Genomic DNA, 23,782 nt, shown 5'->3' on the forward strand with positions numbered 1-23,782 from the left:
ATGGGCCTGCATCTTAACGAAGGTGGCGACGACCTCGCCGAAAACCACGAAATCAACGTCACGCCCTTCATCGACGTGATGTTGGTGCTGCTGATCATCTTCATGGTCGCAGCCCCCCTGGCCACGGTCGATATCAAGGTCGACCTGCCGGCCTCGACCGCCAAACCGGCGCCCAGGCCGGAGAAGCCGGTGTTCGTCAGCGTCAAGGCCGACCAGAAGCTGTACGTCGGCGACGATCAGGTAGCACAGCCCGACCAGCTTGGCCCAATGCTCGACGCCAAGACCAAGGGCGACAAGGAAACCACCATTTTCTTCCAGGCCGACAAGGGCGTGGATTACGGTGACCTGATGGAAGTGATGAACAACATGCGCGCGGCCGGCTACCTCAAGGTCGGTCTGGTCGGGCTCGAGACGGCAGCCAAGAAATGACGAAGACGCGGCATAACCTGGCGCGTTACAGCGGCAGCCTGGCGATCGTGCTGGGAATCCATGCCGTCGCTGTGCTGCTCACGCTCAACTGGTCGGTGCCTCAGGCCGTGGAGCTGCCTCCGGCAGCCATGATGGTCGAGTTGGCACCGCTGCCTGAGCCTGCGCCGCCACCACCACCCAAGGTGGTCACGCCCCAGCCGCCAGCGCCGGTCGAAGAACCGGAGCTGCCGAAGCTGGTCGAGGCCCCGAAACCGAAGATCGCCATTCCCAAGCCACCCAAGCCAAAGGCCAAACCGCAGCCGCCCAAGCCTGAGAAGAAGCCTGAGCCGCCGCAGGATAAGCCACCGGCCGAGGAAGTGGTCGACTCGCCACCCAGCACCGCGCCACCGCAGAAGTCGGCGGCACCGGCACCGAGCATCGCGGCCAACAGCAATGCCCTGCCAACTTGGCAGAGTGACCTGCTGCGCCACCTGGGCAAGTACAAACGCTACCCGGAAGACGCTCGACGCCGTGGCCTGCAAGGCATCAACCGCCTGCGTTTCGTAGTGGACGCCGAAGGCCGGATCTTGTCCTACTCCCTGGCCGGTGGCTCGGGTAGCGCAGCCCTGGACCGGGCTACGCTGGAGATGATCCGCAAGGCTCAGCCGGTGCCGAAACCACCGAAGGAACTGCTGAACAACGGCAGCATTGAAGTCGTAGCACCTTTCGTCTACTCGCTGGACAGACGCTGACAGTTTGTTTCTGTCATACAAAGGCAAGTCTGATAACGTGCGTCTATCGATTGCACCCGCTATGCTGGGGCCGCAACTTCATGGACGCACGTTATGACCCTCACAGAACTACGCTACATCGTCACCCTCGCCCAAGAGCAGCACTTCGGTCATGCCGCCGAACGTTGCCATGTCAGCCAGCCGACCCTGTCGGTCGGCGTGAAAAAGCTTGAGGACGAGCTTGGCGTACTGATCTTCGAGCGCAGCAAGAGCGCGGTGCGCCTGACCCCGGTCGGCGAAGGCATCGTCGCCCAGGCACAAAAGGTCCTGGAACAGGCCCAAGGCATCCGCGAGCTGGCCCAAGCCGGCAAGAACCAGCTGACCGCTCCGCTGAAGGTCGGTGCCATCTATACTGTCGGCCCCTACCTCTTTCCGCATCTGATACCGCAATTGCACCGGGTTGCCCCGCAGATGCCGCTGTACATCGAAGAGAACTTCACCCACGTGCTGCGCGAAAAGTTGCGCAACGGCGAGCTGGACGCTGTCATCATCGCACTGCCTTTCAACGAGGCCGACGTGCTGACCCTGCCGCTCTACGACGAGCCGTTCTACGTGCTGATGCCCAGCGAGCACCCCTGGACACAGAAGCAAACCATCGACACCGCCATGCTCAACGACAAGAGCCTGCTGCTGCTCGGTGAGGGCCACTGTTTCCGCGACCAGGTCCTGGAGGCCTGCCCGACCCTGAGCAAGGGCAGCGACGGCTCCAAGCACACCACGGTGGAGTCCAGCTCCCTGGAGACCATCCGCCACATGGTCGCTTCCGGCCTCGGTGTGTCGATCCTGCCGCTGTCGGCCGTGCACAGCCACCATTACGCACCAGGCGTCATCGAAGTACGTCCGCTGACTCCGCCAGCACCGTTCCGTACCGTAGCCATTGCCTGGCGCGCTAGCTTCCCACGGCCCAAGGCCATCGAGATCCTCGCCGATTCGATCCGACTGTGCTCGGTGGCCAAGCCACCTGTGGATCAGTAGGACAGTCCCATGACCGAGTTGTCGAGGGTCCCGGTCACGGAGCTGAAGGGTGTTGGCGACGCCATGATGGAGAAGCTCGCCAAGGTCGGCCTGGAAAACCTCCAGGATCTGCTGTTCCACCTGCCCCTGCGCTATCAGGACCGCACCCGTGTGGTGCCCATCGGGGCCCTGCGTCCCGGTCAAGACGCGGTCATCGAAGGCGTGGTGAGCGGCGCCGATGTCACCATGGGCAAACGCCGCAGCCTGGTGGTGCGCCTAGGTGACGGCACTGGCGTGCTCAGCCTGCGCTTCTATCATTTCAGCAATGCGCAGAAGAACGGCCTCAAGCGCGGGACCCATCTGCGCTGCTATGGCGAAGCCCGCCCCGGGGCCTCCGGCCTGGAGATCTACCACCCGGAGTATCGCGCGCTCAATGGCGACGAGCCCCCGCCCCCTGTCGAGCAGACCCTTACGCCGATCTACCCGACGACTGAAGGCCTGACCCAGCAACGCCTACGCCTGCTGTGCCAACAGAGCCTGGCCATGCTCGGCCCGCGCAGCCTGCCGGACTGGCTACCGGAGGAAATGGCCCGGGATTACCACTTGGCGCCGTTGGACGACGCCATTCGCTACCTGCACAACCCGCCGGCCGATGCCGACCTCGACGAGCTCGCCGAGGGCCAGCACTGGGCACAGTACCGCCTTGCCTTCGAAGAACTGCTGACCCACCAGCTGTCGCAACAACGCCTGCGCGAAAGCCTGCGCTCCCTGCGCGCCCCGGCACTGCCGAAGGCCTCCCGTCTGCCAGCGCAATACCTGGCCAACCTCGGTTTCACACCCACCGGCGCCCAACAGCGTGTCGGCAATGAGATCGCCTACGACCTGAGCCAACCAGAGCCCATGCTGCGCCTGGTCCAGGGCGATGTCGGTGCCGGCAAGACAGTAGTTGCCGCCCTGGCTGCGCTGCAGGCGCTCGAGGCGGGTTACCAAGTGGCGCTGATGGCCCCTACGGAGATCCTCGCCGAGCAGCACTTCATCACCTTCAAACGCTGGCTGGAGCCGCTTGGGATAGAAGTCGCCTGGCTGGCCGGAAAGCTCAAGGGCAAGGCCCGCATCAGTGCCCTGGAGCAGATCGCCAACGGCGCGCCCATGGTGGTCGGCACCCATGCGTTGTTCCAGGAAGAGGTGAAGTTCAAGCGCCTGGCCCTGGCGATCATCGATGAACAGCACCGCTTCGGCGTCCAGCAGCGCTTGGCATTGCGCCAGAAGGGCGTCGACGGCCAACTGTGCCCGCACCAGTTGATCATGACCGCAACACCCATTCCGCGCACCTTGGCCATGAGTGCCTATGCCGACCTCGACACCTCGGTCCTTGACGAGTTGCCGCCTGGCCGCACCCCGGTCAATACCGTGCTGGTCGCCGACAGCCGCCGCTTCGAAGTGGTCGAGCGGGTTCGCGCCGCCTGCGCCGAAGGGCGCCAGGCTTACTGGGTCTGCACCTTGATCGAGGAATCCGAAGAGCTGACCTGCCAGGCCGCCGAAAGCACTTTCGAGGAGCTCGGCAGCGCCCTTGGCGAACTGCGTGTCGGCCTGATCCATGGGCGCATGAAGCCCGCGGAGAAGGCCGCTGTCATGGCCGAGTTCAAGGAAGGCAACCTGCAACTGCTGGTGGCCACTACCGTGATCGAGGTCGGCGTGGACGTGCCCAACGCCAGCCTGATGATCATCGAAAACCCCGAACGGCTCGGCCTGGCCCAGCTCCACCAGTTGCGTGGCCGGGTGGGCCGAGGCAGCGCGGTCAGCCACTGCGTACTGCTCTACCACCCACCGTTGTCACAGATTGGTCGCGAGCGATTGGGGATCATGCGGGAAACCAACGACGGTTTCGTCATCGCCGAAAAGGACCTGGAGCTGCGCGGCCCAGGTGAAATGCTCGGGACCCGGCAAACCGGCCTGTTGCAGTTCAAGGTCGCAGACCTGATGCGCGATGCCGACCTGCTGCCGGCGGTGCGTGACGCAGCCCAGGCCCTGCTGGCACGCTGGCCCGGCCATGTGAGCCCGTTGCTCGACCGCTGGCTGCGCCATGGCCAGCAATATGGACAGGTGTAATACCCGTCCCAGAATGAATCCAGCTCATGATCGAAGCTGGTTATACTTTGCGATCGTAGAAGAATTTGGATACAGACCATGACTGAAGTTGCTCTGGACACCGCAACCCCCCACGCTCCGTCTGTCATCCGGCTGTTGCTCGACAAGCTTGGCATCGCCTATCGCGAAGTATCTGAGCAGCCGCAACTGCCACCTGCCGCCAAGGTCCAGGCAATTCTGCTCGACGACGAGATCGGGGCCCTGATGGTGCTCTTCCCCCAGAGCCAACTGCTGGACCTCAAGCGCCTGACCGAACTCACCGGCCGCAAGCTCGTTGCCGTTCCCCTGGCGCGCCTGAAACAGATGCTCGACAAGCACGGCCTGAAGGCCCTGCCCGCCATTCCGGCGCTGACCAGCTCGCCATGCCTCTACGAAGAGAGCCTGCTGGTGCCGGACGCTCTGCTGGTCCAGTCTGGCGAATCAGGCCTGCTGCTTGAAATCGCCCGCGACGACTTCAAGAAGATGCTGAGCAAAGCCAGTGCCGGCAACTTCGGCGAACCCGTCAGGGACATCCGCCCCAACCTCGACCGCCCAGGCGATGACCGTGAGGAAATCACCCAGGCCGTCCAAGCCTTCACCGCGCGGCGCATTCAGCAACGCCTGGAGCAGACCATCGAAATCCCGCCCCTGGCGGATACCGCGCACAAGATCATCAAGCTTCGCGTCGACCCCAACGCCAGCATCGACGACATTACCGGCGTGGTCGAGACCGACCCGGCCCTGGCCGCCCAGGTGGTCAGTTGGGCGGCCTCGCCTTACTATGCCTCGCCCGGCAAGATCCGCTCGGTCGAAGATGCCATCGTACGGGTGCTGGGCTTCGACCTGGTGATCAACCTGGCGTTGGGTCTGGCGCTGGGCAAGACCATGAACCTGCCCAAGGACCACCCGCAACAGGCCACGCCGTACTGGCAGCAATCGATCTACACTGCCGCAGTCATCGAAGGCCTGACCCGCGCAATGCCGCGCGCCGAACGCCCGGAAGCCGGGCTCACCTACCTGGCCGGACTGCTGCACAATTTCGGCTACCTGCTCCTGGCGCACGTGTTTCCACCGCACTTCTCGCTGATCTGCCGCCACCTGGAGGTCAACCCGCACCTGTGCCACACCTACGTCGAACAACACCTGCTGGGCATCAGCCGGGAACAGATCGGCGCCTGGTTGATGGGGCTCTGGGACATGCCACAAGAGCTGTCCACCGCGCTGCGCTTCCAGCACGATCCGTCTTATGACGGTGAATACGCGGCCTTCCCCAACCTGGTATGCCTGGCCACACGCCTGCTGCGCTCGCGTGGCATCGGCTCGGGGCCCGAGGCCCCCATTCCCGAAGCCCTGTTCGAGCGTCTCAGCCTGACCCGGGAGAAAGCCGAAGATGTGGTCAGCAAGGTGCTGGAAGCCGAGGTCTTGTTGCGCGAACTGGCTTCCCAGTTCCACACGAACCACTGATCCGCCCCTTACTCAGGCTTTCTTTTTAGGCTTGAGGTACTTCATCAGGCCCTGGAACCAGATCACCAGGGCTGGGTTGCCCTTGATCTGGATATTCTTGTCCTGAATCCCCTGCATGAACGCCAGTTGCTTGTTGCTGGCCTGCAGGGTGGCAAAGCCGAACGCGGCGTCCTTGAAGGCAATGGCAAAAGCCGGTTGCGGATGCACGCCGCCCTTGCTGGTGATACGCAGGTCCTTGACGATGAAGTGCCGTGCGACCCTGCCGTCGAGGGTCTGCATCTGGAAGACCAGGTCCTTACCTTGCAATTGCTGCTGGAATGCCGGGTTCTTCCGGCTGGCCTTGGCCATCAGCAGGCCCATGGCCCAGAGAAGAAAGCGAAACTTCATGTATGCGCCTCGGCAACAAAATGACTGAGTCGCGCATCTTAGCCTTTTAATGAACGATTGCTAACCGTTCATCCAGGTCCATTCCGTCAGCAAGCATGAGGTAGGCATCCCGACGGCATAAAACAACGGGCACCATAAGGTGCCCGTTTGTTAGCGCATGCAGTGGGTTCGAGACATCACTTTTTGCTTTTCTTGGGTGCCGGAGCCGAATTGACGCTGTCCTTGAGGAATTTGCCGGGTTTGAAGGCAACGGTGTTGCTAGCCTTGATCTTGACCGGTGCGCCGGTCTGCGGGTTCTTGCCAGTGCGAGCACCGCGGTGACGTTTCTCGAATGTACCGAAGCCGACCAAGGTCACCGTGTCTTTATCCAGCGCGGCGGTAATGACATCCAGCACGGCATTGAGGACCTGGTTGGCCTTTTCCTTGGTCAGATCAGCCTTTTCGGCGATTGCAGCGGCGAGTTCTGGTTTACGCATAGTGAAGCCTCTTTGACGGGTTTTTTGTTGTTATGCCGTGCTGCTCCCGAGAGCAGCGCTCAAGGCACCGCAGGCTCTAATCTGCGGCAGACGGGAGTGAGGATGGCATGCTGACAGGGGTCGCGCCAGTCTCTAGGCGGCCTTTGTCGCAGCCAGGACAGGGCAAACCAGACATAACGCCTGCTATTTACGCCATCAGCGGCGGAAGCTGCCGGTTCAGCGCCAGCTTCTCCATGACCGCCGCGCCTGTCAGGACATAGCCCAGCAGCTCGCCATTGGCGTCATGGCAGAGCACCTTGAGGTCCGCATTCTGGCCTTCGACCTGCCAGGTACCCTCGCGCCCAGGCGGTGGCGGCGAGACCACCAGTGGGCAAACCGGTGTCTTCACCGTGATTGGCATGGGCCCGTAGGCCACAGCGGTGGGATTGCCATTGAGGGTCTGCGCCAGGGCCCGGGCACAGCTCATCAGAGGCATGACATACAGTAGGTTGAGGCCATCGACTTCCGCGCAGTCGCCCAAGGCGAAGATATTGGCGTGGGACGTGCGCAACTGCCGATCGACCACCACGCCACGATTGACCTGCAGGCCCGCCGCCGCCGCTAGGTCGGTGCGTGGGCGCAGGCCGATGGCCGACACTACCAAATCGCAGGCAATCACGCTGCCATCCGAGAGGTGTGCCTCCAGCCCTTCCCCCGTGCGCTGCAAGCGTGTCAGCACTGGGCCCAGGTGAAAAACCACACCCAGGCTTTCCAGGCCGGCCTGTACGGCGGCAGCGGCTGCCGGGTGCAGCAGGGTTGGCATGACCTGCTCGCACGGCGCCACCACCTCGACCTGGTAACCACCCAGGCTCATATCGTTGGCGAACTCGCAACCGATCAGGCCAGCCCCGAGAATCAGCACGCGCTGCTTGCCTGCTGCTGCAACGCGAAAGCGCGCGTAATCCTCGAGGTCGTTGATCGGGAAGACCGCATCGCTCGCGTCCCCTTCTATCGGCACCTGTACGGTCTGCGCGCCCCAGGCCAGGATCAAGTCACGATAAGGCACCTCTTCTTCGCCGATCCACAGGCGCTTGTGGCCAGGGTCGATACCGCTGATGCGGGTATGGGTGCGGATTTCGGCCTTGAGCTGGGCGGCCATGGCGCCCGCCTCCGCCATGCACAAGCCATCGGCGTCCTTCTGCTTGGCGAAACCGGTCGACAGCATGGGTTTGGAGTAAGAACGACCATCATCAGCGGTAATCAGCAGCAAAGGCGTTTCGCCATCGAGCTTGCGAAATTCACGGGCCAGGTTGTAGCCCGCCAGGCCAGTACCGATGATCACCACAGGGGACGTCATGTCTTGCTTCCTCTCGTCAGAATGGGGGTGGATCAGCCGATGGAGATCATTTCGAAATCGCTCTTGCCGACGCCACAATCGGGGCACAGCCAGTCTTCGGGCACATCTTCCCAGCGGGTACCGGGGGCGATGCCATCGTCCGGCCAGCCTTCGGCCTCGTCATAGATCAGGCCACAGACAATACACTGCCACTTCTTCATCACGGGTTCCTCGAACAGACTCAGGCTTTGGCGTGGCCACTTCGGGGCGGCCATCAGCCAGGGGCTTTGTACTGGCCCTGCCAGCAGTATGCAAGCAGCCTGGCCAAACATGCTAAGCTCGCCACCTCTCTGGCCTGTATCAGCATACCTAACGTGCCGTACGAAACCCCGCAAGCAGCCGCTGTAGCGTGGCTGCCGTATTCACAGCTGGCTTGTGACATCACCCAGCCGACCCTCGACTGGCTGTTCGACCAGGGGTCCCTGACCCGCCGCCTGACCCGCCTGTCCGACGATCATTTCGCCGTCACGCCACTCTACGAAGGCTGGCAACGCTTGCGTGACGACGAGTGCCTGGCGCTCGACCTGCCGCCCGGCGCAGAAGGCTGGGTGCGCGAGGTGTACCTGCGTGGCCACGGCCAGGCCTGGGTGTTCGCGCGCAGCGTGGCGGCACGCAGCGCCCTGTTGCGCGGCGGCCTGGACCTCGAAACCCTGGGGAGCCGCTCGCTGGGCGAGCTGCTGTTCTGCGACCAGGCCTTCACCCGCCACCCGATCGAGGTGTGCCGCTACCCACAGGCATGGCTGCCAGCCGATGCGCCACACGACGGGCTCTGGGGCCGACGCTCGCGGTTCGAACGCGAAGGTCTTAACGTGCTGGTGGCCGAGGTGTTCCTGCCAGCCCTGTGGCAAGCCGCGGCCGTCGAGGAGACTCGCTGATGTACCTGCAGATGCTCAAATCGCTCAACCGCCTGCACCCACGGGCCTGGGACTTCATCCAGCTGAGCCGCATGGACCGCCCGATCGGCATCTACCTGTTGCTGTGGCCGACCCTGTCGGCGGTGTGGATCGCCGGCGAGGGCTCGCCAACCCTGGCCAATGTGCTGATCTTCGGCCTCGGTGTCGTGCTGATGCGCGCCGCCGGCTGCGCCATCAACGACTTTGCCGACCGCAAGGTGGATGGCCACGTCAAACGCACCGCCGACCGTCCTCTGGCCAGCGGCCGGGTGAAATCACGCGAAGCCCTGGTATTGTTCGCCATTCTGGTCGGGTTGAGCTTCCTGCTGGTGCTGTGCACCAACGCCAGGACCGTGTGGCTGTCATTCGGCGCCCTGGCACTGGCCGCCTGCTACCCCTTCATGAAGCGCTACACCTACTACCCGCAGGTGGTGCTGGGCGCAGCGTACTCTTGGGGCATCCCCATGGCCTTTACCGCCGCCGGCGGCGAACTGCCGGCAAGCGCCTGGCTGCTGTACATCGCCAACGTGCTGTGGACCGTGGGCTACGACACCTATTACGCGATGGTCGACCGCGACGATGACCTGAAGATCGGCGTGAAATCCACGGCCATTCTCTTCGGCGAGGCAGACCGCACCATCATCCTGACCCTGCAGATGCTGTCGCTGGGCTGCCTGCTGCTGGCCGGCAACCAGTTCGAGCTGGGTGGCTGGTTCCACCTCGGCCTGTTCGGCGCGGCGCTGTGTTTCGCCTGGGAATACTGGTCGACACGCAAGCTGGACCGCGACTCCTGCTTCAAGGCCTTCCTGCACAACCATTGGGCGGGGATGCTGATCTTCATCAGCATCGTGCTGGAGTACGCCCTGCGCTGAAAGATCCTTTGCTTTGCAGGGCCGGGACAGGAGCCAGCTAACACTGGCTCCTGCAAATGCAAGATCGACTCATGGCTTGGCAACGTGCCAGACATCGTTGATACCATCGCCGGTGGTATCCCCGGCCTTCTTGTCCTTGACGAAGGTATACAGCGGCTTGCCGCCGTAGGCCCATTGCATGGAACCATCATCCCGCCTGACCTGCGTCCACTTGTCCTCGGCCGCCTCATCGCCGGGCTTGACCAGCAGTGGCGGCCAGTTCTTCGCGCACCCGTCGTTGCACACGGACTTGTTATCGGTGTCCTTGTCAAAGGTGTAGAGGGTCATGCCGTCGTTATCGACCCATACGCCGTCCCTCTCCTCGGCATGGTGGGCAGACGCCACCCCCGGCAGCGCCAGCACAGCGAAAAGAGCCATCCAGTTCAGCGTTGATCGTGTCATTGGATTCACCGTTTTTCTCGGGGGTTGGGGATTAAAAGCCTAGCTCAGTCATGGGATGTCGCTAGAACGCCCCACGACCTGTCACACGACTGCAATAATTCCGTTATCTAATGCGGGCCAAGACACCGTTCCTGGGAGAGGTATTGAGCATGGTTGGCAGAAACATTCTGATCGTTGACGACGAAGCGCCCATTCGCGAGATGATCGCCGTTGCGTTGGAGATGGCCGGCTATGACTGCCTGGAAGCGGAAAACTCGCAGCAGGCCCACGCCATCATCGTGGACCGCAAGCCAGACCTGATCCTGCTCGACTGGATGCTGCCGGGCACGTCGGGCATCGAACTGGCCCGCCGTCTGAAGCGTGACGAGCTGACCGGCGACATCCCGATCATCATGCTCACCGCCAAGGGTGAGGAAGACAACAAGATCCAGGGCCTGGAAGTCGGCGCCGACGACTACATCACCAAGCCTTTCTCGCCCCGCGAACTGGTGGCCCGCCTCAAGGCTGTGCTGCGCCGCGCTGGCCCCAGCGACAGCGAAGCCCCCATCGAAGTCGGTGGCCTGCTGCTCGACCCGATCAGCCACCGCGTGACCATCGACGGCAAGCCGGCCGAGATGGGCCCGACCGAATACCGCCTGCTGCAATTCTTCATGACCCACCAGGAACGCGCCTACACCCGCGGCCAGTTGCTCGACCAAGTCTGGGGCGGCAACGTCTATGTCGAGGAGCGCACCGTCGACGTACACATCCGTCGCCTGCGCAAAGCGCTGGGTGAAGCCTATGAAAATCTGGTACAAACCGTCCGCGGCACCGGCTACCGCTTTTCTACGAAAAGCTAGCTGCAAGCTCCAGGCCTCAAGCTGAACGAGCAGGCTGCGTTTACCAGGCTCACAGTTCCAGGCTTGATAGAAAGGACTAACAGCACCACCGATCCGCTTCTTCTTGCAGCGTGTAGCTTGCATGTCGCAGCTGATCCGAAGGATCTGTCAATTGAACCAGAACTGGCATTCAACCCTGATTCGTCACATGCTCCTGCTGATCACTGCCTGCCTGCTGGGCGGCCTGATCAGTGGCTATTACGGCTGGAGCCTGGCCCTGGGCCTGGCGCTCTACCTGGGCTGGACACTCAAGCAACTGCTGCGCCTGCATCACTGGCTAAGCAATCACCAACCCGATGAAGCCCCGCCCGATGGCTATGGCCTGTGGGGTGAAGTGTTCGACAGCATCTATCACCTGCAACGTCGCGATCAGCGCGTGCGGGGGCGCCTGCAAGCGGTGATCGACCGGGTCCAGGAGTCCACTGCGGCCCTGCGTGATGCGGTGATCATGCTCGACAGCGAAGGCAACCTGGAATGGTGGAACCGCGCAGCGGAGACCCTCCTGGGCCTCAAGACCCCTCAGGATGGTGGCCAGCCAGTGACCAACCTGGTCCGCCATCCGCGCTTCAAGGAATATTTCGAGCAGGAAAACTACCTCGAACCCCTGGAAATCCCTTCACCGATCAACGACCGCCTGCGGGTGCAGTTGAACATCACCCGTTATGGCAACAACGAGCACCTGATGCTGGTGCGTGATGTCACCCGCATCCACCAGCTCGAGCAGATGCGCAAGGACTTCGTCGCCAACGTCTCACACGAGCTGCGCACACCACTGACTGTGATCACCGGCTATCTGGAAACCCTGCTGGACAACGTGGAGGAGGTCAACCCGCGCTGGACCCGCGCCCTGCAGCAGATGCACCAGCAAAGTGGACGGATGCAAACGCTGCTCAACGACCTATTGCTGTTGGCCAAACTGGAAGCCACTGACTACCCCTCGGACAATCAACCGGTGACCGTCGACGCCTTGCTGCAGTCGGTGAAAGCCGACGCCCAGGCCCTCTCCGGCCAACGCAACCAGCGCATCACCCTGGAAGCCACCCCGGGCGTACGCCTCAAAGGCAGCGAGGCGGAACTGCGCAGCGCGTTTTCCAACCTGATCTTCAATGCGGTCAAGTACACCCCGGACGAAGGCCAGATCCGCATCCGCTGGTGGACCGATGGCAAGGGCGCGCACTTGAGCGTGCAGGACTCGGGAATCGGCATCGACGCCAAGCACCTGCCCCGCCTGACCGAACGCTTCTACCGGGTCGATTCGAGCCGTGCCTCCAACACCGGGGGCACCGGCCTAGGCCTGGCCATCGTCAAGCATGTGCTGCTACGACACCGGGGCACCCTGGAAATCAGCAGCGTGCCGGGGCACGGCAGCACTTTCACCTGCCATTTCGCCCCTGTACAGATCGCCACCAGCAAGCCCTCCTGAGGCGCGACCCTTTGCATTTGCGGCTTCAGCCGCTACATTGGCTCTCCTGTGCCAGCCCATGCTGGCACCGCTTTCTCCCTTTTCCTGAAGACGGACCCCGTAAAACCCCATCATGGACCCTTCCGCTGGTATCAGTTTCATTTCACTTTTTGCCGATTTCGGCATGATTCTCTTTGCCCTGTTCCTGGTGCTGCTCAACGGTTTCTTCGTTGCCGCCGAGTTCGCCATGGTCAAGCTACGCTCGACCCGGGTCGAGTCCATTGCCGAGCTGCACGGCTGGCGCGGCTCCATCCTGCGCAAGGTCCACAACCAGTTGGACGCCTACCTGTCGGCTTGCCAGCTGGGTATCACCCTCGCCTCCCTGGGCCTGGGCTGGGTCGGTGAGCCAGCCTTCGCCCACTTGCTCGAACCACTACTAGCGGCCATAGGCGTCGACACACCAGAACTGATCAAAGGGATCTCCTTCTTCATCGCCTTCTTCGTGATCTCCTACCTGCACATCGTGGTCGGCGAGCTCGCGCCCAAGTCCTGGGCGATCCGCAAGCCCGAGCTGCTGTCACTGTGGACCGCCGTGCCGCTGTACCTGTTCTACTGGATGATGTACCCGGCCATCTACCTGCTCAACGCCAGCGCCAACGCCATCCTGCGCATCGCCGGCCAAGGTGAGCCCGGCCCGCACCATGAGCACCACTACAGCCGCGAGGAACTCAAGCTGATCCTCCACTCCAGCCGTGGCCAGGACCCGAGCGACCAGGGCATGCGCGTGCTGGCCTCGGCCGTGGAAATGGGTGAGCTGGAGGTGGTCGACTGGGCCAACTCCCGAGAAGACATGGTCAGCCTCGACGCCCATGCGCCGCTGAAGGAGATCCTGGCGATGTTCCGCCGGCATAAATTCAGCCGTTATCCGGTTTACGACGCCGAACGCGCTGAGTTCATCGGGCTTCTCCACATCAAGGACTTGCTGCTGGAACTGGCCGAGCTGGACCACATCCCCGAGACCCTGGACCTCAGCGAGCTGACCCGGCCGCTCGAGCGCGTGTCCCGGCACATGCCGCTGTCGCAACTGCTCGAACAGTTCCGCAAAGGCGGTGCGCACTTCGTGCTGGTCGAGGAGGCCGACGGCAAGGTCATCGGCTACCTGACCATGGAAGACGTGCTGGAAGTGCTGGTCGGCGACATCCAGGACGAACATCGCAAGACCGAACGCGGCATCCTCGCCTACCAGCCGGGCAAGCTGCTGGTGCGTGGCGACACGCCACTGTTCAAGGTCGAGCGCCTGCTCGGCGTGGACCTGGACCATATCGAGGCGGAAACCCTTGCGGGCCTGGTCTACGAGACCCTCAAGCGCGTGCCCGAGGAAGAGGAGGTCCTGGAGGTCGAAGGCCTGCGCATCATCATCAAGAAGATGAAAGGCCCGAAGATCGTCCTGACCAAGGTCCTCAAGCTCGACTGAGCCAGGTCACGGGTTGCCGACGGTGAAGTCCGGCAGCCCGCATAGTGCTCCTGTTCATGGCGAAGCTGTGCCTTGGCATCATCAACTGGTACCGACATTATCGAGACCGCCTCTCAGGCGCCGGGAATGAAATGCTTCTGCGCGGTGCCCCGGGCGATCAACCTCGATAGGTAGTCGAGCTTCTGGGCGTCCTGGTCGACGAACTTGAAGGTCAGCTGCAGCCAGTCACTGTCAGCCTTGGGCTCCAGTGCCGCGATCGCATGCAGGTAGCCATTGAGACGGGCCACTTCGGCATTCTCGCCCTGCTCCAGGTCCAGTACCGCACCTTCCAGGACATGCGGCAAAGCATCGGTACGACGGATCACCAGCAGCGCTTCCTTAAGGCTCAGGGCCTTGATCACGCAAGGCAGGCTGCCGCTGGCCAGACGCAGTTGTCCCTGGCCTCGTCCCACTGGCGCCGCAGCGACAGCCAGTTTGGCGGTGGAAGGCTCGATCAGTGGCTTGCCCGGTGCTGCCGCAGGCGTAGCCTGGACGCTTTGCGCACGGCCCCCAGTCAGGGATTTGAGCGAATCGGTGGCAAAGGCCGAGTTGAACCGCGCCGGGGCACTGGCAACCAGACTCTCCAGCTTGCCGAGCTTGGTCAGCGCCTTCTTCACCTTGGTCAACAACTGCTCGTTGGTGAAAGGCTTGCCGACGAAGTCCGATACCCCGGCCTGGATGGCCTGGACCACGTTTTCCTTGTCGCCACGGCTGGTCACCATGATGAACTGCAGCGTTTTCATCTGCGGATGCTGACGGCACCAGGTCAGCAATTCCAGACCTGACATTTCCGGCATTTCCCAGTCGCACAACACCAAGTCAAAACGCTCACGGCTCAACAGAGTCTGGGCCTTACGGCCGTTGACCGCGTCTTCGATCAGCATGCCCGGAAAGGCGTTGCGCAGGCACTTCTTCACCAGGTCACGAATGAACGGCGCATCATCCACAACCAGTACACTGACTTTACTCATCGCCACTCCTCTTGACTCCCGACTAGCATACCGCCGACTGATGGCCATTTGCCAAAACTGGTCACGCCGGGACTCGTCCATCGTTCGCGGGTGCCTGCTGTTTTGCCCGAGCGCAAACGAAAACGCCCGGCCAGAGCCGGGCGTTCATTCTCGAGGCAGCTTTATTTATCGTCAGATTCAGCCGGAACATTAGCGGTTTCGACTTCACTTGCACCGCTACCTTCGACCTCGGCCTTCATTCGCTTCAGGCCCAGGTGGCGCACGTCGGTACCGCGCACCAGGTAGATCACGAGCTCCGAGATATTGCGCGCGTGGTCGCCGATACGCTCCAGCGAACGCAGGGCCCAGATAACGCTGAGGACCCGCGAGATCGACCGCGGATCTTCCATCATGTAGGTCACCAGCTCGCGCAGGGCCGTCTTGTACTCGCGGTCGATGGTCTTGTCGTACTGGGCCACCGACAGGGCCAGGTCGGCATCGAAGCGGGCAAAGGCGTCCAGGGCGTCACGGACCATGTTGCGCACCTGGTCACCGATATGCCGGACCTCGACATAGCCACGTGGCGACTCACCCTCCTCGCACAGCTGGATGGCGCGGCGGGCAATCTTGGTCGACTCGTCGCCAATGCGCTCAAGGTCGATCACCGACTTGGAAATACTGATGATCAGACGCAGGTCAGAGGCCGCCGGCTGGCGGCGGGCGAGAATGCGCACGCATTCCTCGTCGATGTTGCGCTCCATCTGGTTGATCTGGTCGTCGACCTCACGCACTTGCTGGGCCAGGCCCGAGTCGGCCTCGATCAGTGCAGTAACCGCGTCGTTGACCTGTTTCTCGACCAGGCCGCCCATCGCCAAGAGGTGGCTGCGCACCTCTTCGAGTTCGGAGTTGAACTGCTGGGAGATGTGATGCGTAAGGCTATCTTTGTTAATCATGCTATCGCTCCGCGAAGAAGCTGCAAGCGTCAAGCTGCAAGCTTTAAGTGGTTCGTGTCAGTCCTTGGCCGCGTGCGAGCTGCTTTCTGCAGCTTGCCGCTTGAAGCTCGCAGCTGCCGTTAGCCGTAGCGGCCGGTAATGTAGTCTTCGGTCTGCTTCTTCGCCGGGTTGGTGAACAGGGTGTCGGTATCGCCGAACTCGACCAGCTTGCCCATATACATGAACGCGGTGTAGTCGGAAACCCGCGCCGCCTGCTGCATGTTGTGGGTCACGATGACAATGGTGTACTTGGACTTGAGCTCGTAGATCAGCTCTTCGACCTTCAGGGTCGAGATCGGGTCCAGTGCCGAGCAGGGTTCGTCGAGCAACAGCACTTCCGGCTCCACGGCGATGGTACGGGCGATCACCAGACGCTGCTGCTGGCCACCGGACAAGCCGAGTGCCGAGTCATGCAGCCGGTCCTTGACCTCTTCCCACAGGGCCGCGCCCTTGAGCGCCCACTCCACGGCTTCATCGAGTACGCGCTTTTTGTTGATCCCCTGGATACGCAGGCCGTAGACGACATTCTCGTAGATGGTCTTGGGGAACGGGTTGGGCTTCTGGAACACCATGCCGACGCGGCGACGCAGCTCGGCCACGTCTTCACCCTTGCGGTAGATGTTGTTGCCGTACAGGTTGATCGCGCCGTCGACACGGCAGCCATCGACCAGGTCGTTCATGCGGTTGAAGGTGCGCAGCAGGGTCGACTTGCCACAGCCGGACGGGCCGATGAAGGCGGTCACACGCTGCTTGGGGATATTCATGCTGACGTCGAACAGCGCTTGCTTATCGCCGTAGTACAGGCTCAGGCCAGGCACCTCGATGGCTACGGTTTCATCAGCCAGGCGCAGGCTCTGCTTGTCGCGGCCCAAGGCCGACATGTCGATGCCATGAGCATGAGTTTCGTGTTGCATGGTCTCACTCCATTTGTAGCTGCAAGCTCAGGCTGCAAGCTGCAAGTTAGGGCAAAGCGGCAATCTGCTTGGGGCTTGCCGCTTGTGGCTTAAAGCTAAAGTCAGCTGTCCAGCGCCTTGTACTTCTCGCGCAGGTGGTTACGAATCCACACCGCCGAGAGGTTCAGGGTGGCGATCACCAGCACCAGCAGCAACGCCGTGGCGTACACCAGCGGCCGCGCGGCCTCGACGTTCGGGCTCTGGAAGCCGACATCGTAGATATGGAAGCCCAGGTGCATGATCTTCTGGTCCAGGTGCAGATATGGGTAGTTGCCATCCAGCGGCAGCGAAGGCGCCAGTTTCACCACACCTACCAGCATCAGCGGCGCCACTTCGCCGGCGGCACGGGCCACGGCGAGGATCATCCCGGTCATCATCGCCGGGCTGGCCATCGGCAGGACGATCTTCCACAGAGTCTCGGCCTTGGTCGCACCAAGGGCCAGAGAGCCTTCGCGAACGGTACGCGGAATCCGTGCCAAACCTTCTTCGGTGGCGACGATCACCACCGGCACGGCCAGCAACGCCAGGGTCAGCGAAGCCCAGAGCAGGCCCGGTGTGCCAAAGGTCGGCGCCGGCAAGGCCTCTGGGAAGAACAGGTGGTCCAGCGAGCCACCCAGCACATAGACGAAGAAGCCCAGGCCGAACACGCCGTAGACGATCGCCGGTACGCCAGCCAGGTTGTTCACGGCGATACGGATCAGACGGGTCACCGGCCCCTGGCGCGCATACTCACGCAGGTAGACAGCGGCCAGCACACCGAACGGGGTGACGATCACGGCCATGATCAGGGTCATCATCACCGTACCGAAGATGGCCGGGAAGATACCGCCCTCGGTGTTGGCCTCACGCGGGTCATCGCTGAGGAACTCCCAGACCTTGCCGAAATACACACCCATCTTGGTGAAATTGCCCATGGCGTTCGGCTGGTAGGCGTGGACCACCTTGCTCAGGTTGATCTCCACCTCACGGCCATTGCCGTCACGAGCCACCAGGCTATCGCGGGCGAAGGCCTGGTGCAGGTCGCCGAGACGTTCCTCGATGGCCTTGTAGCGGTTATTCAGCTCAGCCCGGCCGGCTTCGATGTCGGCCTGGGCGGCGGCGTCGAGCTTACCGCGCAGCTCCAGCTTGCGCCCCTGCAAGCGAAGGCGTTCGAGGCCATGGTTAATGGCACCGATATCCTTTTTCTCGAGGGTCTGCAGTTCACTGGCCAGCTTGTTCGCACGCTTGAGGCGCGCCTGCAGCTCGGCCCAGGCTGCCTGGCCTTCGGCGACCACCCGCCCCTCTTCCTTCACACTGACCAGGTAGCCATAGAAGTTACCCCACTCGCGGCGTTCCAGGGCGATCAGGTCCACCGGCTTCTGCAGGTCGGTCAGCCATTCGCCGACCACCCAACTGAAGTCGCTGCCGTTGAGATCACGGTTGCCGACCTTGACCAACTCACGGGTCATGAACTCCGGACCATCGTCCGGCACCGGCAAGCCAGCGCCCTTGAGACGGGCGCGCGGTACTTCTTCCATCTGCACCACTTCGCCGATCACCACGTGATCGGGCTGTCCGGGCACATTGTAATTGGCCTGGATCAGGTCAGCCGGCCAGAAGTGGCCCAGGCCGCGGACGGCGATCACTGTAAGCAGACCCACGGTCATGATCACTGCGATGGCGACCGCGCCACCACTGATCCAGACGCCGGGGGCGCCGCTCTTGAACCAGCCTTTGAGGGAATCCTGTTTCACGGATCTCTACCTTTCTATCAAAGCGACGAGTATTTCTTGCGCAGGCGCTGGCGAATCAGCTCAGCCAAGGTGTTCATCACGAAGGTGAACATCAACAACACCAGTGCAGCGAGGAACAGTACGCGGTAGTGGCTGCCGCCGACTTCCGACTCAGGCATCTCCACCGCTACGTTGGCAGCCAGGGTGCGCATGCCTTCGAACAGGTTCAGTTCCATGACCGGGGTGTTGCCGGTGGCCATGAGCACGATCATGGTTTCACCCACCGCGCGCCCCATGCCGATCATCAGCGCCGAGAAGATCCCCGGGCTGGCGGTCAGGATGACCACGCGAGTCAGGGTCTGCCAAGGCGTGGCACCCAGGGCCAGGGAGCCCAGGGTCAGGCTGCGCGGCACGCTGAACACGGCGTCTTCGGCGATCGAGTAGATGTTCGGGATGACCGCGAAGCCCATGGCGATACCGACCACCAGGGCGTTGCGCTGGTCGTAGGTGATGCCCAGGTCGTTGGTGATCCACAGGCGCATGTCGCCGCCGAAGAACCACGTCTCTATGAACGGGCTCATGTACAGCGCGAACCCGCCAGTGAGCAGGATCACCGGGATCAGGATCGCTGCCTCCCAACCATCCGGGATGCGCAGGCGGATAGACTCGGGCAGCCGGCTCCAGATGAAACCTGCGAGCAGGATGCCGATAGGCGTCAACAGGAACAGGCTGAACACGCCGGGCAGGTGGCCTTCCAAGTACGGCGCCAGGAACAGACCGGCGAAGAAACCGAGGATCACCGTCGGCATCGCCTCCATCAACTCGATCACCGGCTTGACCTTGCGGCGCATGCCCGGCGCCATGAAGTAGGCGGTGTAGATGGCGGCGGCGATGGCCAGCGGTGCAGCGAGGATCATCGCGTAGAACGCGGCCTTCAGGGTACCGAAGGTCAGCGGCGACAGGCTCAGCTTGGGCTCGAAGTCACTGTTGGAAGCGGTGGACTGCCAGACGTACTGCGGCTCATCGTAGTTTTCATACCAGACCTTGCCCCACAGCGCGCTCCAGGAGACTTCCGGGTGCGGATTGCTCAGGCTCAGTGGCAGCAGCTTGCCACCTTCTTCGATGATGATGCGGTTGGCGCGTGGCGACAGAGCCAACACACCCGCGCCTTCGGCCGCAGGCTCTACCAGCAGGGTACGGTGCGCGGTGCTGTGGAACACGCCAAGCTTGCCGTCGTCGTCCAGCGCAATGAAGCCCTTGCGACGTTCCTCGGCATCGATCTGGGCAATCGCGGCCTTACCCATCTGGAAGGAGCGGACCTGCTTGAAACGCTGCTCCCCGTCCGGGTCACGGGCCATGAACCACTGGCTCAGGCCACCCTTGGAGTCGCCGAAGATCAGCGAGATGCCACCCACCAACTGGGTGCTGGCGGTGATCTGCGCATTGCCGTCCGCAAGCAGCTTGTAGCGGCCATTAAGGCTCTTGTCGCGCAGGCTGAAGACATCCGCCTGAGCACGACCATTGATCACATAGAGCCACTGCTGGCGTGGGTCGATGAAGATCGCTTTCACCGGCTCGTTCATCTGCGGCAGGTCGATACGATCCTGGTCGCTGGTGACCTCACCCGTCATCATGTTCTCTTCGCGGGTCAGCGACACCACCTGCAGATCGGAACCGATCGAAGCGGCAACGACCAGCGTATCGCCATTGGAGTTGAGGCTGACATGCTCCAGCGCCCGGCCCTGTTCATCCAGGACGAACGGCTCCTGGCCATAGGGGAAGTCGATAGCGGGGGTGATGGTCTTGTTGTTGTCTGGGTAGGTGATCTTGTAGCTGTGGCTGAACACCAGCGCCTGGCCGTTGGACAGGCCCAGCACCACCAAGGGGCTGCCTGGTTGGTCACCGCCGATGGAGGTCACCTGGGTGCCCGCCGGCAGCGGCAGGTCCAGGCGCTTGACCTCATCACCGTTCTTGGTGTCGAAGAACAAGGCCTGGCCCTTGTCGGAAACACGCATCCCCAACAGGTTCTGCTCTTCGAGGGCGATCATCAGCGGCTTGCCGGCATCCTGCTGCAGCCAGGCCGGCTCCATGGCCTTCCTGCTGGTCAGTTCGGCGCCCTGGAACAACGGCAGCACCACATAGGCCAGGTAGAAGAAGATCAGCGTGATAGCCGCGAGCACGGCAAGCCCGCCCACCAGTACGTACCAGCGGGTCAGGCGGTCCTTGAGGGCGCGCAGACGGCGCTTGCGTTGCAGTTCGGGCGTATTGAAGTCAATTCGCACGGGAGGAGGATTTTGGGTCATTGTGGAGTTGGCCAGATCATTCATGCGCACACCCTAGCGGTCCCGTATGACAAAAACATGACAGTGCAGTGACGCAAAAAAGTCCGCCTCTCAGGTTTCCCTGGCTGCGGACTGAGAATTGTTGGTGGGAGCGGACATTTGCCAACCCCCACCGGTCTCACGCTTAGTTCTTGGCGACGCCTGCGGCGTTTTCCAGCCCCAGGTCAGCCAGCGCCTTGGCGGCGACTTTGGCCGGCAGCGGGATGTAGCCGTCCTTGACCACGACTTCCTGGCCCACTTTCGACAGCACCAGCTTCACGAACTCGGCTTCCAGCGGAGCCAGAGGCTTGTTCGGCGCCTTGTTGACGTAGACGTACAGGAAGCGCGACAGCGGGTAGGTGCCGTTCAGGGCGTTGGCTTCGTTGTCTTCCACGAAGTCACCGCCTTCTTTCTTGGCCAGGGCCACGGTCTTGACGCTGGCGGTCTTGTAGCCGATGCCCGAGTAGCCGATGCTGTTCAGCGAACTGCTGATCGATTGCACAACCGAAGCCGAACCAGGCTGTTCGTTGACGTTAGGCTTGAAGTCGCCTTTGCACAGGGCTTCTTCCTTGAAGTAACCGTAGGTGCCAGATACCGAGTTACGGCCGAACAGTTGAACTGGCTTGTTGGCCAGGTCGCCGGTCACGCCCAGGTCACCCCAGGTTTTCACGTCGGTCTTGGCACCACACAGGCGGGTCGAAGAGAAGATTGCATCGACCTGGGCCATGGTCAGGCCTTTGATCGGGTTGTCCTTGTGCACGAACACGGCCAGGGCGTCGACGGCAACCGGGATGGCGGTTGGCTTGTAGCCGTACTTCTGTTCGAAGGCCTGCAGTTCGACGTCCTTCATCTTGCGGCTCATCGGGCCGAGGTTGGCGGTACCTTCGGTCAGCGCGGGTGGCGCGGTGGAGGAACCGGCAGCCTGGATCTGGATGTTTACGTTCGGATATTCCTTCTTGTAGGCCTCGGCCCACAGGGTCATCAGGTTGGCCAGGGTATCGGAACCGACGCTGGAGAGATTGCCCGACACGCCAGTGGTCTTGGTATAAGTCGGGATCGCAGGGTCGACAGCGGCTACCGCATTGGCGGTGGCAACGCCAGCAGCGGCGAAAGTCAGGGCCGCCATCAAACGCTTCAGTTTCATGCCTTGCTCCTAGCACAATATTCGGGGAGTGAGATGGATCTGGCCCAAGTATCTGCAGGCCGCATGAACACTCTATGACCCGAATGTGACAATTGGATGAAAGGCCATCACCGCGACTGCGGGATGGCCTTTGCAAAATGTTGCTAGGAGGATGCTAGAGGGATTTCAGCGGTTCTTCGCCAGCAGGAAGCATCCCACCAACAGACCAACGGTGCAGATACCCGCCACATAGTAGGCCGGCGCCATGGGGCTGAACTTGAGCAAGGCAGTGACCACCATCGGTGTCAGGCCACCGAAGATGGCATAGGCCAGGTTGTAGGAAAACGACAGGCCGCTGAAACGCACTATGGGTGGGAAGGCCTTGACCATCACATAAGGAACGGCGCCAACGACACCTACACACAGGCCGGTCAGCGCGTACAGGGGGAACAACCACTCCGGATGGGTCGGCAACGTGTGGAAGAAGGTCCAGGACGAAACCAGAAGCAACAGGCTGCCGATCACGAACACTCGGCCGGCGCCAAAGCGGTCAGCGAGCAGGCCGGCGGCGATGCAGCCAAAGCTGAGCAGCACGATGGCCAAGCTGTTGGCCTGCAACGAATCGGTCGGGCTGACGTGGTAGAGGCTCTGCAGCAGCGCCGGGGTCATCAGGATCACGACCACGATGCCTGCCGACAACAGCCAGGTCAGCAACATGGAGAGCACGATGGCGCCACGGTGGTCCCGCAGCACTGCGCGCAGCGGAACTTCCTCGGCCAGCGCCTTGCGCGCCTGCATCTCGGCGAACACCGGAGTCTCATGCAGCCAACGGCGTAGGTAGACCGCGAACAGGCCAAAGACACCACCGAGCAGGAACGGAATACGCCAGGCGAAATCCGCCACTTCCTCTGGGCTGTAGATACCGTTGATCAGGGTTGCTACCACGGACCCGAGCAGGATCCCCGACGTAAGGCCAGCAGTTAGGGTGCCGCAGGCATAGCCAGTATTGCGCTCCGGCACATGCTCGGAGACGAACACCCAGGCCCCGGGCACTTCACCCCCGATCGCCGCGCCCTGGATCACCCGCATCAGCAACAACAGGACCGGCGCCCACAGGCCAATCTGCGCGTAGGTCGGCAACAGGCCCATGATCAAGGTCGGCACAGCCATCATGAAGATGCTCAGGGTGAACATCTTCTTGCGCCCGAGCAGGTCGCCGAAGTGGGCCATGATGATGCCGCCCAGCGGTCGCGCCAGGTAGCCGGCAGCGAAGATGCCGAAAGTCTGCATCAGGCGCAGCCACTCCGGCATGTCGGCAGGGAAGAACAACTTGCCGACCACGGTGGCGAAGAAAACGAAAATGATGAAGTCGTAGAACTCCAGCGCGCCGCCAAGGGCGGACAACGACAAGGTCTTGTAGTCACTGTGGGTCAGCGGCCGTGAGGGCTGCTCGATACTGCTGGGCACGGAGGTCATCGACATTCTCTTATTAGGTAGTGCAAGCCGCTGGTGACGCGGCGCCTGGCTCGGGAAGCAGCGAAGATAACAAATTGCTCCAGGGCGCACATAGCGGTACAAAATCCATACAGATATTCATGAATGCATGGTCGTCGCTGGATGTGCGGCTCTATATACTGGGCCTCTCGTAGGAAAAGGTTGCGCCCCAGGTGGGATGTTGTGCGAAAACGCCGGTCTGTATGCTCAGGCGGTTTCGCAGAGTTTCCCTTGGCCGCCAGGCAAAGCGAAAACA

At 62.1% G+C, this 23,782-nt stretch carries 22 protein-coding genes; 10 read left to right on the plus strand and 12 right to left on the minus strand.

Translation table 11 applies throughout. The features are described from left to right. The 5 genes from exbD (at position 1) to ACYU03_RS25475 (ending at position 5,744) form a co-directional block, all read left to right on the plus strand. A complete protein-coding gene (exbD, locus tag ACYU03_RS25455; protein WP_186553034.1) occupies positions 1–429 on the plus strand; it encodes a TonB system transport protein ExbD in 429 nt (142 codons plus the stop codon). Then, a complete protein-coding gene (locus tag ACYU03_RS25460; protein ID WP_461887360.1) occupies positions 426–1,160 on the plus strand; it encodes an energy transducer TonB in 735 nt (244 codons plus the stop codon). Before exbD ends, ACYU03_RS25460 begins: the two co-directional genes overlap by 4 nt. 93 nt (positions 1,161–1,253) lie before the next feature. Next, positions 1,254–2,174 (plus strand): LysR substrate-binding domain-containing protein, encoded by a 921-nt coding sequence (locus tag ACYU03_RS25465; RefSeq protein WP_461887361.1) that lies wholly within the window; start codon positions 1,254–1,256, stop codon positions 2,172–2,174. A gap of 9 nt (positions 2,175–2,183) precedes the next feature. Continuing rightward, a complete protein-coding gene (recG, locus tag ACYU03_RS25470) occupies positions 2,184–4,262 on the plus strand; it encodes an ATP-dependent DNA helicase RecG (protein WP_461887362.1) in 2,079 nt (692 codons plus the stop codon). Between the two features lie 78 nt (positions 4,263–4,340). Continuing rightward, positions 4,341–5,744 (plus strand): HDOD domain-containing protein, encoded by a 1,404-nt coding sequence (locus tag ACYU03_RS25475; protein ID WP_461887363.1) that lies wholly within the window; start codon positions 4,341–4,343, stop codon positions 5,742–5,744. A 12-nt stretch (positions 5,745–5,756) separates the two neighbouring features. On the opposite strand, the gene ACYU03_RS25480 is transcribed toward ACYU03_RS25475, so the two are convergent. From ACYU03_RS25480 to ACYU03_RS25495, 4 genes are all read right to left on the minus strand, one after another. Next, on the minus strand, positions 5,757–6,131 hold the full coding sequence (locus ACYU03_RS25480; RefSeq protein WP_461887364.1) for a helicase: 375 nt from the start codon (positions 6,129–6,131) through the stop codon (positions 5,757–5,759). 176 nt (positions 6,132–6,307) lie between these two features. Beyond that, positions 6,308–6,607: an HU family DNA-binding protein gene (locus ACYU03_RS25485; RefSeq protein ID WP_461887365.1), complete on the minus strand. Its 300-nt coding sequence runs from the start codon at positions 6,605–6,607 to the stop codon at positions 6,308–6,310. A gap of 187 nt (positions 6,608–6,794) precedes the next feature. Then, entirely contained in the window at positions 6,795–7,943 is a 1,149-nt protein-coding gene (locus tag ACYU03_RS25490; protein WP_461887366.1) for an NAD(P)/FAD-dependent oxidoreductase, read from the minus strand. A gap of 32 nt (positions 7,944–7,975) precedes the next feature. Next, positions 7,976–8,143 (minus strand): rubredoxin, encoded by a 168-nt coding sequence (locus ACYU03_RS25495; protein WP_003253349.1) that lies wholly within the window; start codon positions 8,141–8,143, stop codon positions 7,976–7,978. Between the two features lie 153 nt (positions 8,144–8,296). On the opposite strand from ACYU03_RS25495, the gene ACYU03_RS25500 reads away from it, so the two are divergent. Next, positions 8,297–8,857 (plus strand): chorismate--pyruvate lyase family protein, encoded by a 561-nt coding sequence (locus tag ACYU03_RS25500; RefSeq protein ID WP_461887367.1) that lies wholly within the window; start codon positions 8,297–8,299, stop codon positions 8,855–8,857. Beyond that, the gene (ubiA, locus tag ACYU03_RS25505; protein WP_461887368.1) at positions 8,857–9,747 is read left to right on the plus strand and encodes a 4-hydroxybenzoate octaprenyltransferase; all 891 of its coding nucleotides are present in this window, start codon (positions 8,857–8,859) and stop codon (positions 9,745–9,747) included. The genes ACYU03_RS25500 and ubiA overlap by 1 nt, the downstream gene beginning before the upstream one ends. 69 nt (positions 9,748–9,816) lie before the next feature. Here ubiA and ACYU03_RS25510 read toward each other — a convergent pair whose 3' ends face one another. Continuing rightward, positions 9,817–10,188, minus strand: coding sequence for a COG4315 family predicted lipoprotein (locus tag ACYU03_RS25510; protein WP_461887369.1), 372 nt, complete (start codon positions 10,186–10,188; stop codon positions 9,817–9,819). Between the two features lie 149 nt (positions 10,189–10,337). On the opposite strand from ACYU03_RS25510, the gene phoB reads away from it, so the two are divergent. The 3 genes from phoB (at position 10,338) to ACYU03_RS25525 (ending at position 13,942) form a co-directional block, all read left to right on the plus strand. Next, positions 10,338–11,027: a phosphate regulon transcriptional regulator PhoB gene (gene phoB, locus ACYU03_RS25515; protein ID WP_012312105.1), complete on the plus strand. Its 690-nt coding sequence runs from the start codon at positions 10,338–10,340 to the stop codon at positions 11,025–11,027. Between the two features lie 121 nt (positions 11,028–11,148). Continuing rightward, positions 11,149–12,489 carry a phosphate regulon sensor histidine kinase PhoR gene (phoR, locus tag ACYU03_RS25520; RefSeq protein ID WP_461887370.1) on the plus strand — a complete coding sequence of 447 codons (1,341 nt, stop codon included), beginning with the start codon at positions 11,149–11,151 and terminating at the stop codon, positions 12,487–12,489. Between the two features lie 112 nt (positions 12,490–12,601). After that, on the plus strand, positions 12,602–13,942 hold the full coding sequence (locus ACYU03_RS25525; RefSeq protein WP_461887371.1) for a hemolysin family protein: 1,341 nt from the start codon (positions 12,602–12,604) through the stop codon (positions 13,940–13,942). 113 nt (positions 13,943–14,055) lie between these two features. Here the strand turns inward: ACYU03_RS25525 and ACYU03_RS25530 are convergent, their stop codons facing one another. The 7 genes from ACYU03_RS25530 to ACYU03_RS25560 form a co-directional block, all read right to left on the minus strand. Beyond that, positions 14,056–14,952, minus strand: coding sequence for a response regulator (locus ACYU03_RS25530; protein ID WP_461887372.1), 897 nt, complete (start codon positions 14,950–14,952; stop codon positions 14,056–14,058). A gap of 161 nt (positions 14,953–15,113) precedes the next feature. Next, positions 15,114–15,884, minus strand: a complete 771-nt coding sequence (gene phoU / locus ACYU03_RS25535) for a phosphate signaling complex protein PhoU (protein WP_461887373.1) — start codon at positions 15,882–15,884, stop codon at positions 15,114–15,116. 119 nt (positions 15,885–16,003) lie between these two features. After that, positions 16,004–16,837 carry a phosphate ABC transporter ATP-binding protein PstB gene (gene pstB, locus ACYU03_RS25540; protein ID WP_461887374.1) on the minus strand — a complete coding sequence of 278 codons (834 nt, stop codon included), beginning with the start codon at positions 16,835–16,837 and terminating at the stop codon, positions 16,004–16,006. Between the two features lie 101 nt (positions 16,838–16,938). Further along, the gene (gene pstA / locus ACYU03_RS25545; RefSeq protein WP_461887375.1) at positions 16,939–18,609 is read right to left on the minus strand and encodes a phosphate ABC transporter permease PstA; all 1,671 of its coding nucleotides are present in this window, start codon (positions 18,607–18,609) and stop codon (positions 16,939–16,941) included. 17 nt (positions 18,610–18,626) lie between these two features. Further along, a complete protein-coding gene (locus ACYU03_RS25550) occupies positions 18,627–20,915 on the minus strand; it encodes an ABC transporter permease subunit (RefSeq protein WP_461887376.1) in 2,289 nt (762 codons plus the stop codon). A 139-nt stretch (positions 20,916–21,054) separates the two neighbouring features. Beyond that, positions 21,055–22,053 (minus strand): phosphate ABC transporter substrate-binding protein PstS, encoded by a 999-nt coding sequence (locus tag ACYU03_RS25555; RefSeq protein ID WP_461887377.1) that lies wholly within the window; start codon positions 22,051–22,053, stop codon positions 21,055–21,057. Between the two features lie 165 nt (positions 22,054–22,218). Continuing rightward, a complete protein-coding gene (locus tag ACYU03_RS25560) occupies positions 22,219–23,508 on the minus strand; it encodes an MFS transporter (RefSeq protein WP_461887378.1) in 1,290 nt (429 codons plus the stop codon). Positions 23,509–23,782: the final 274 nt, after the last annotated feature.

Source organism: Pseudomonas sp. X10 (assembly GCF_054889225.1).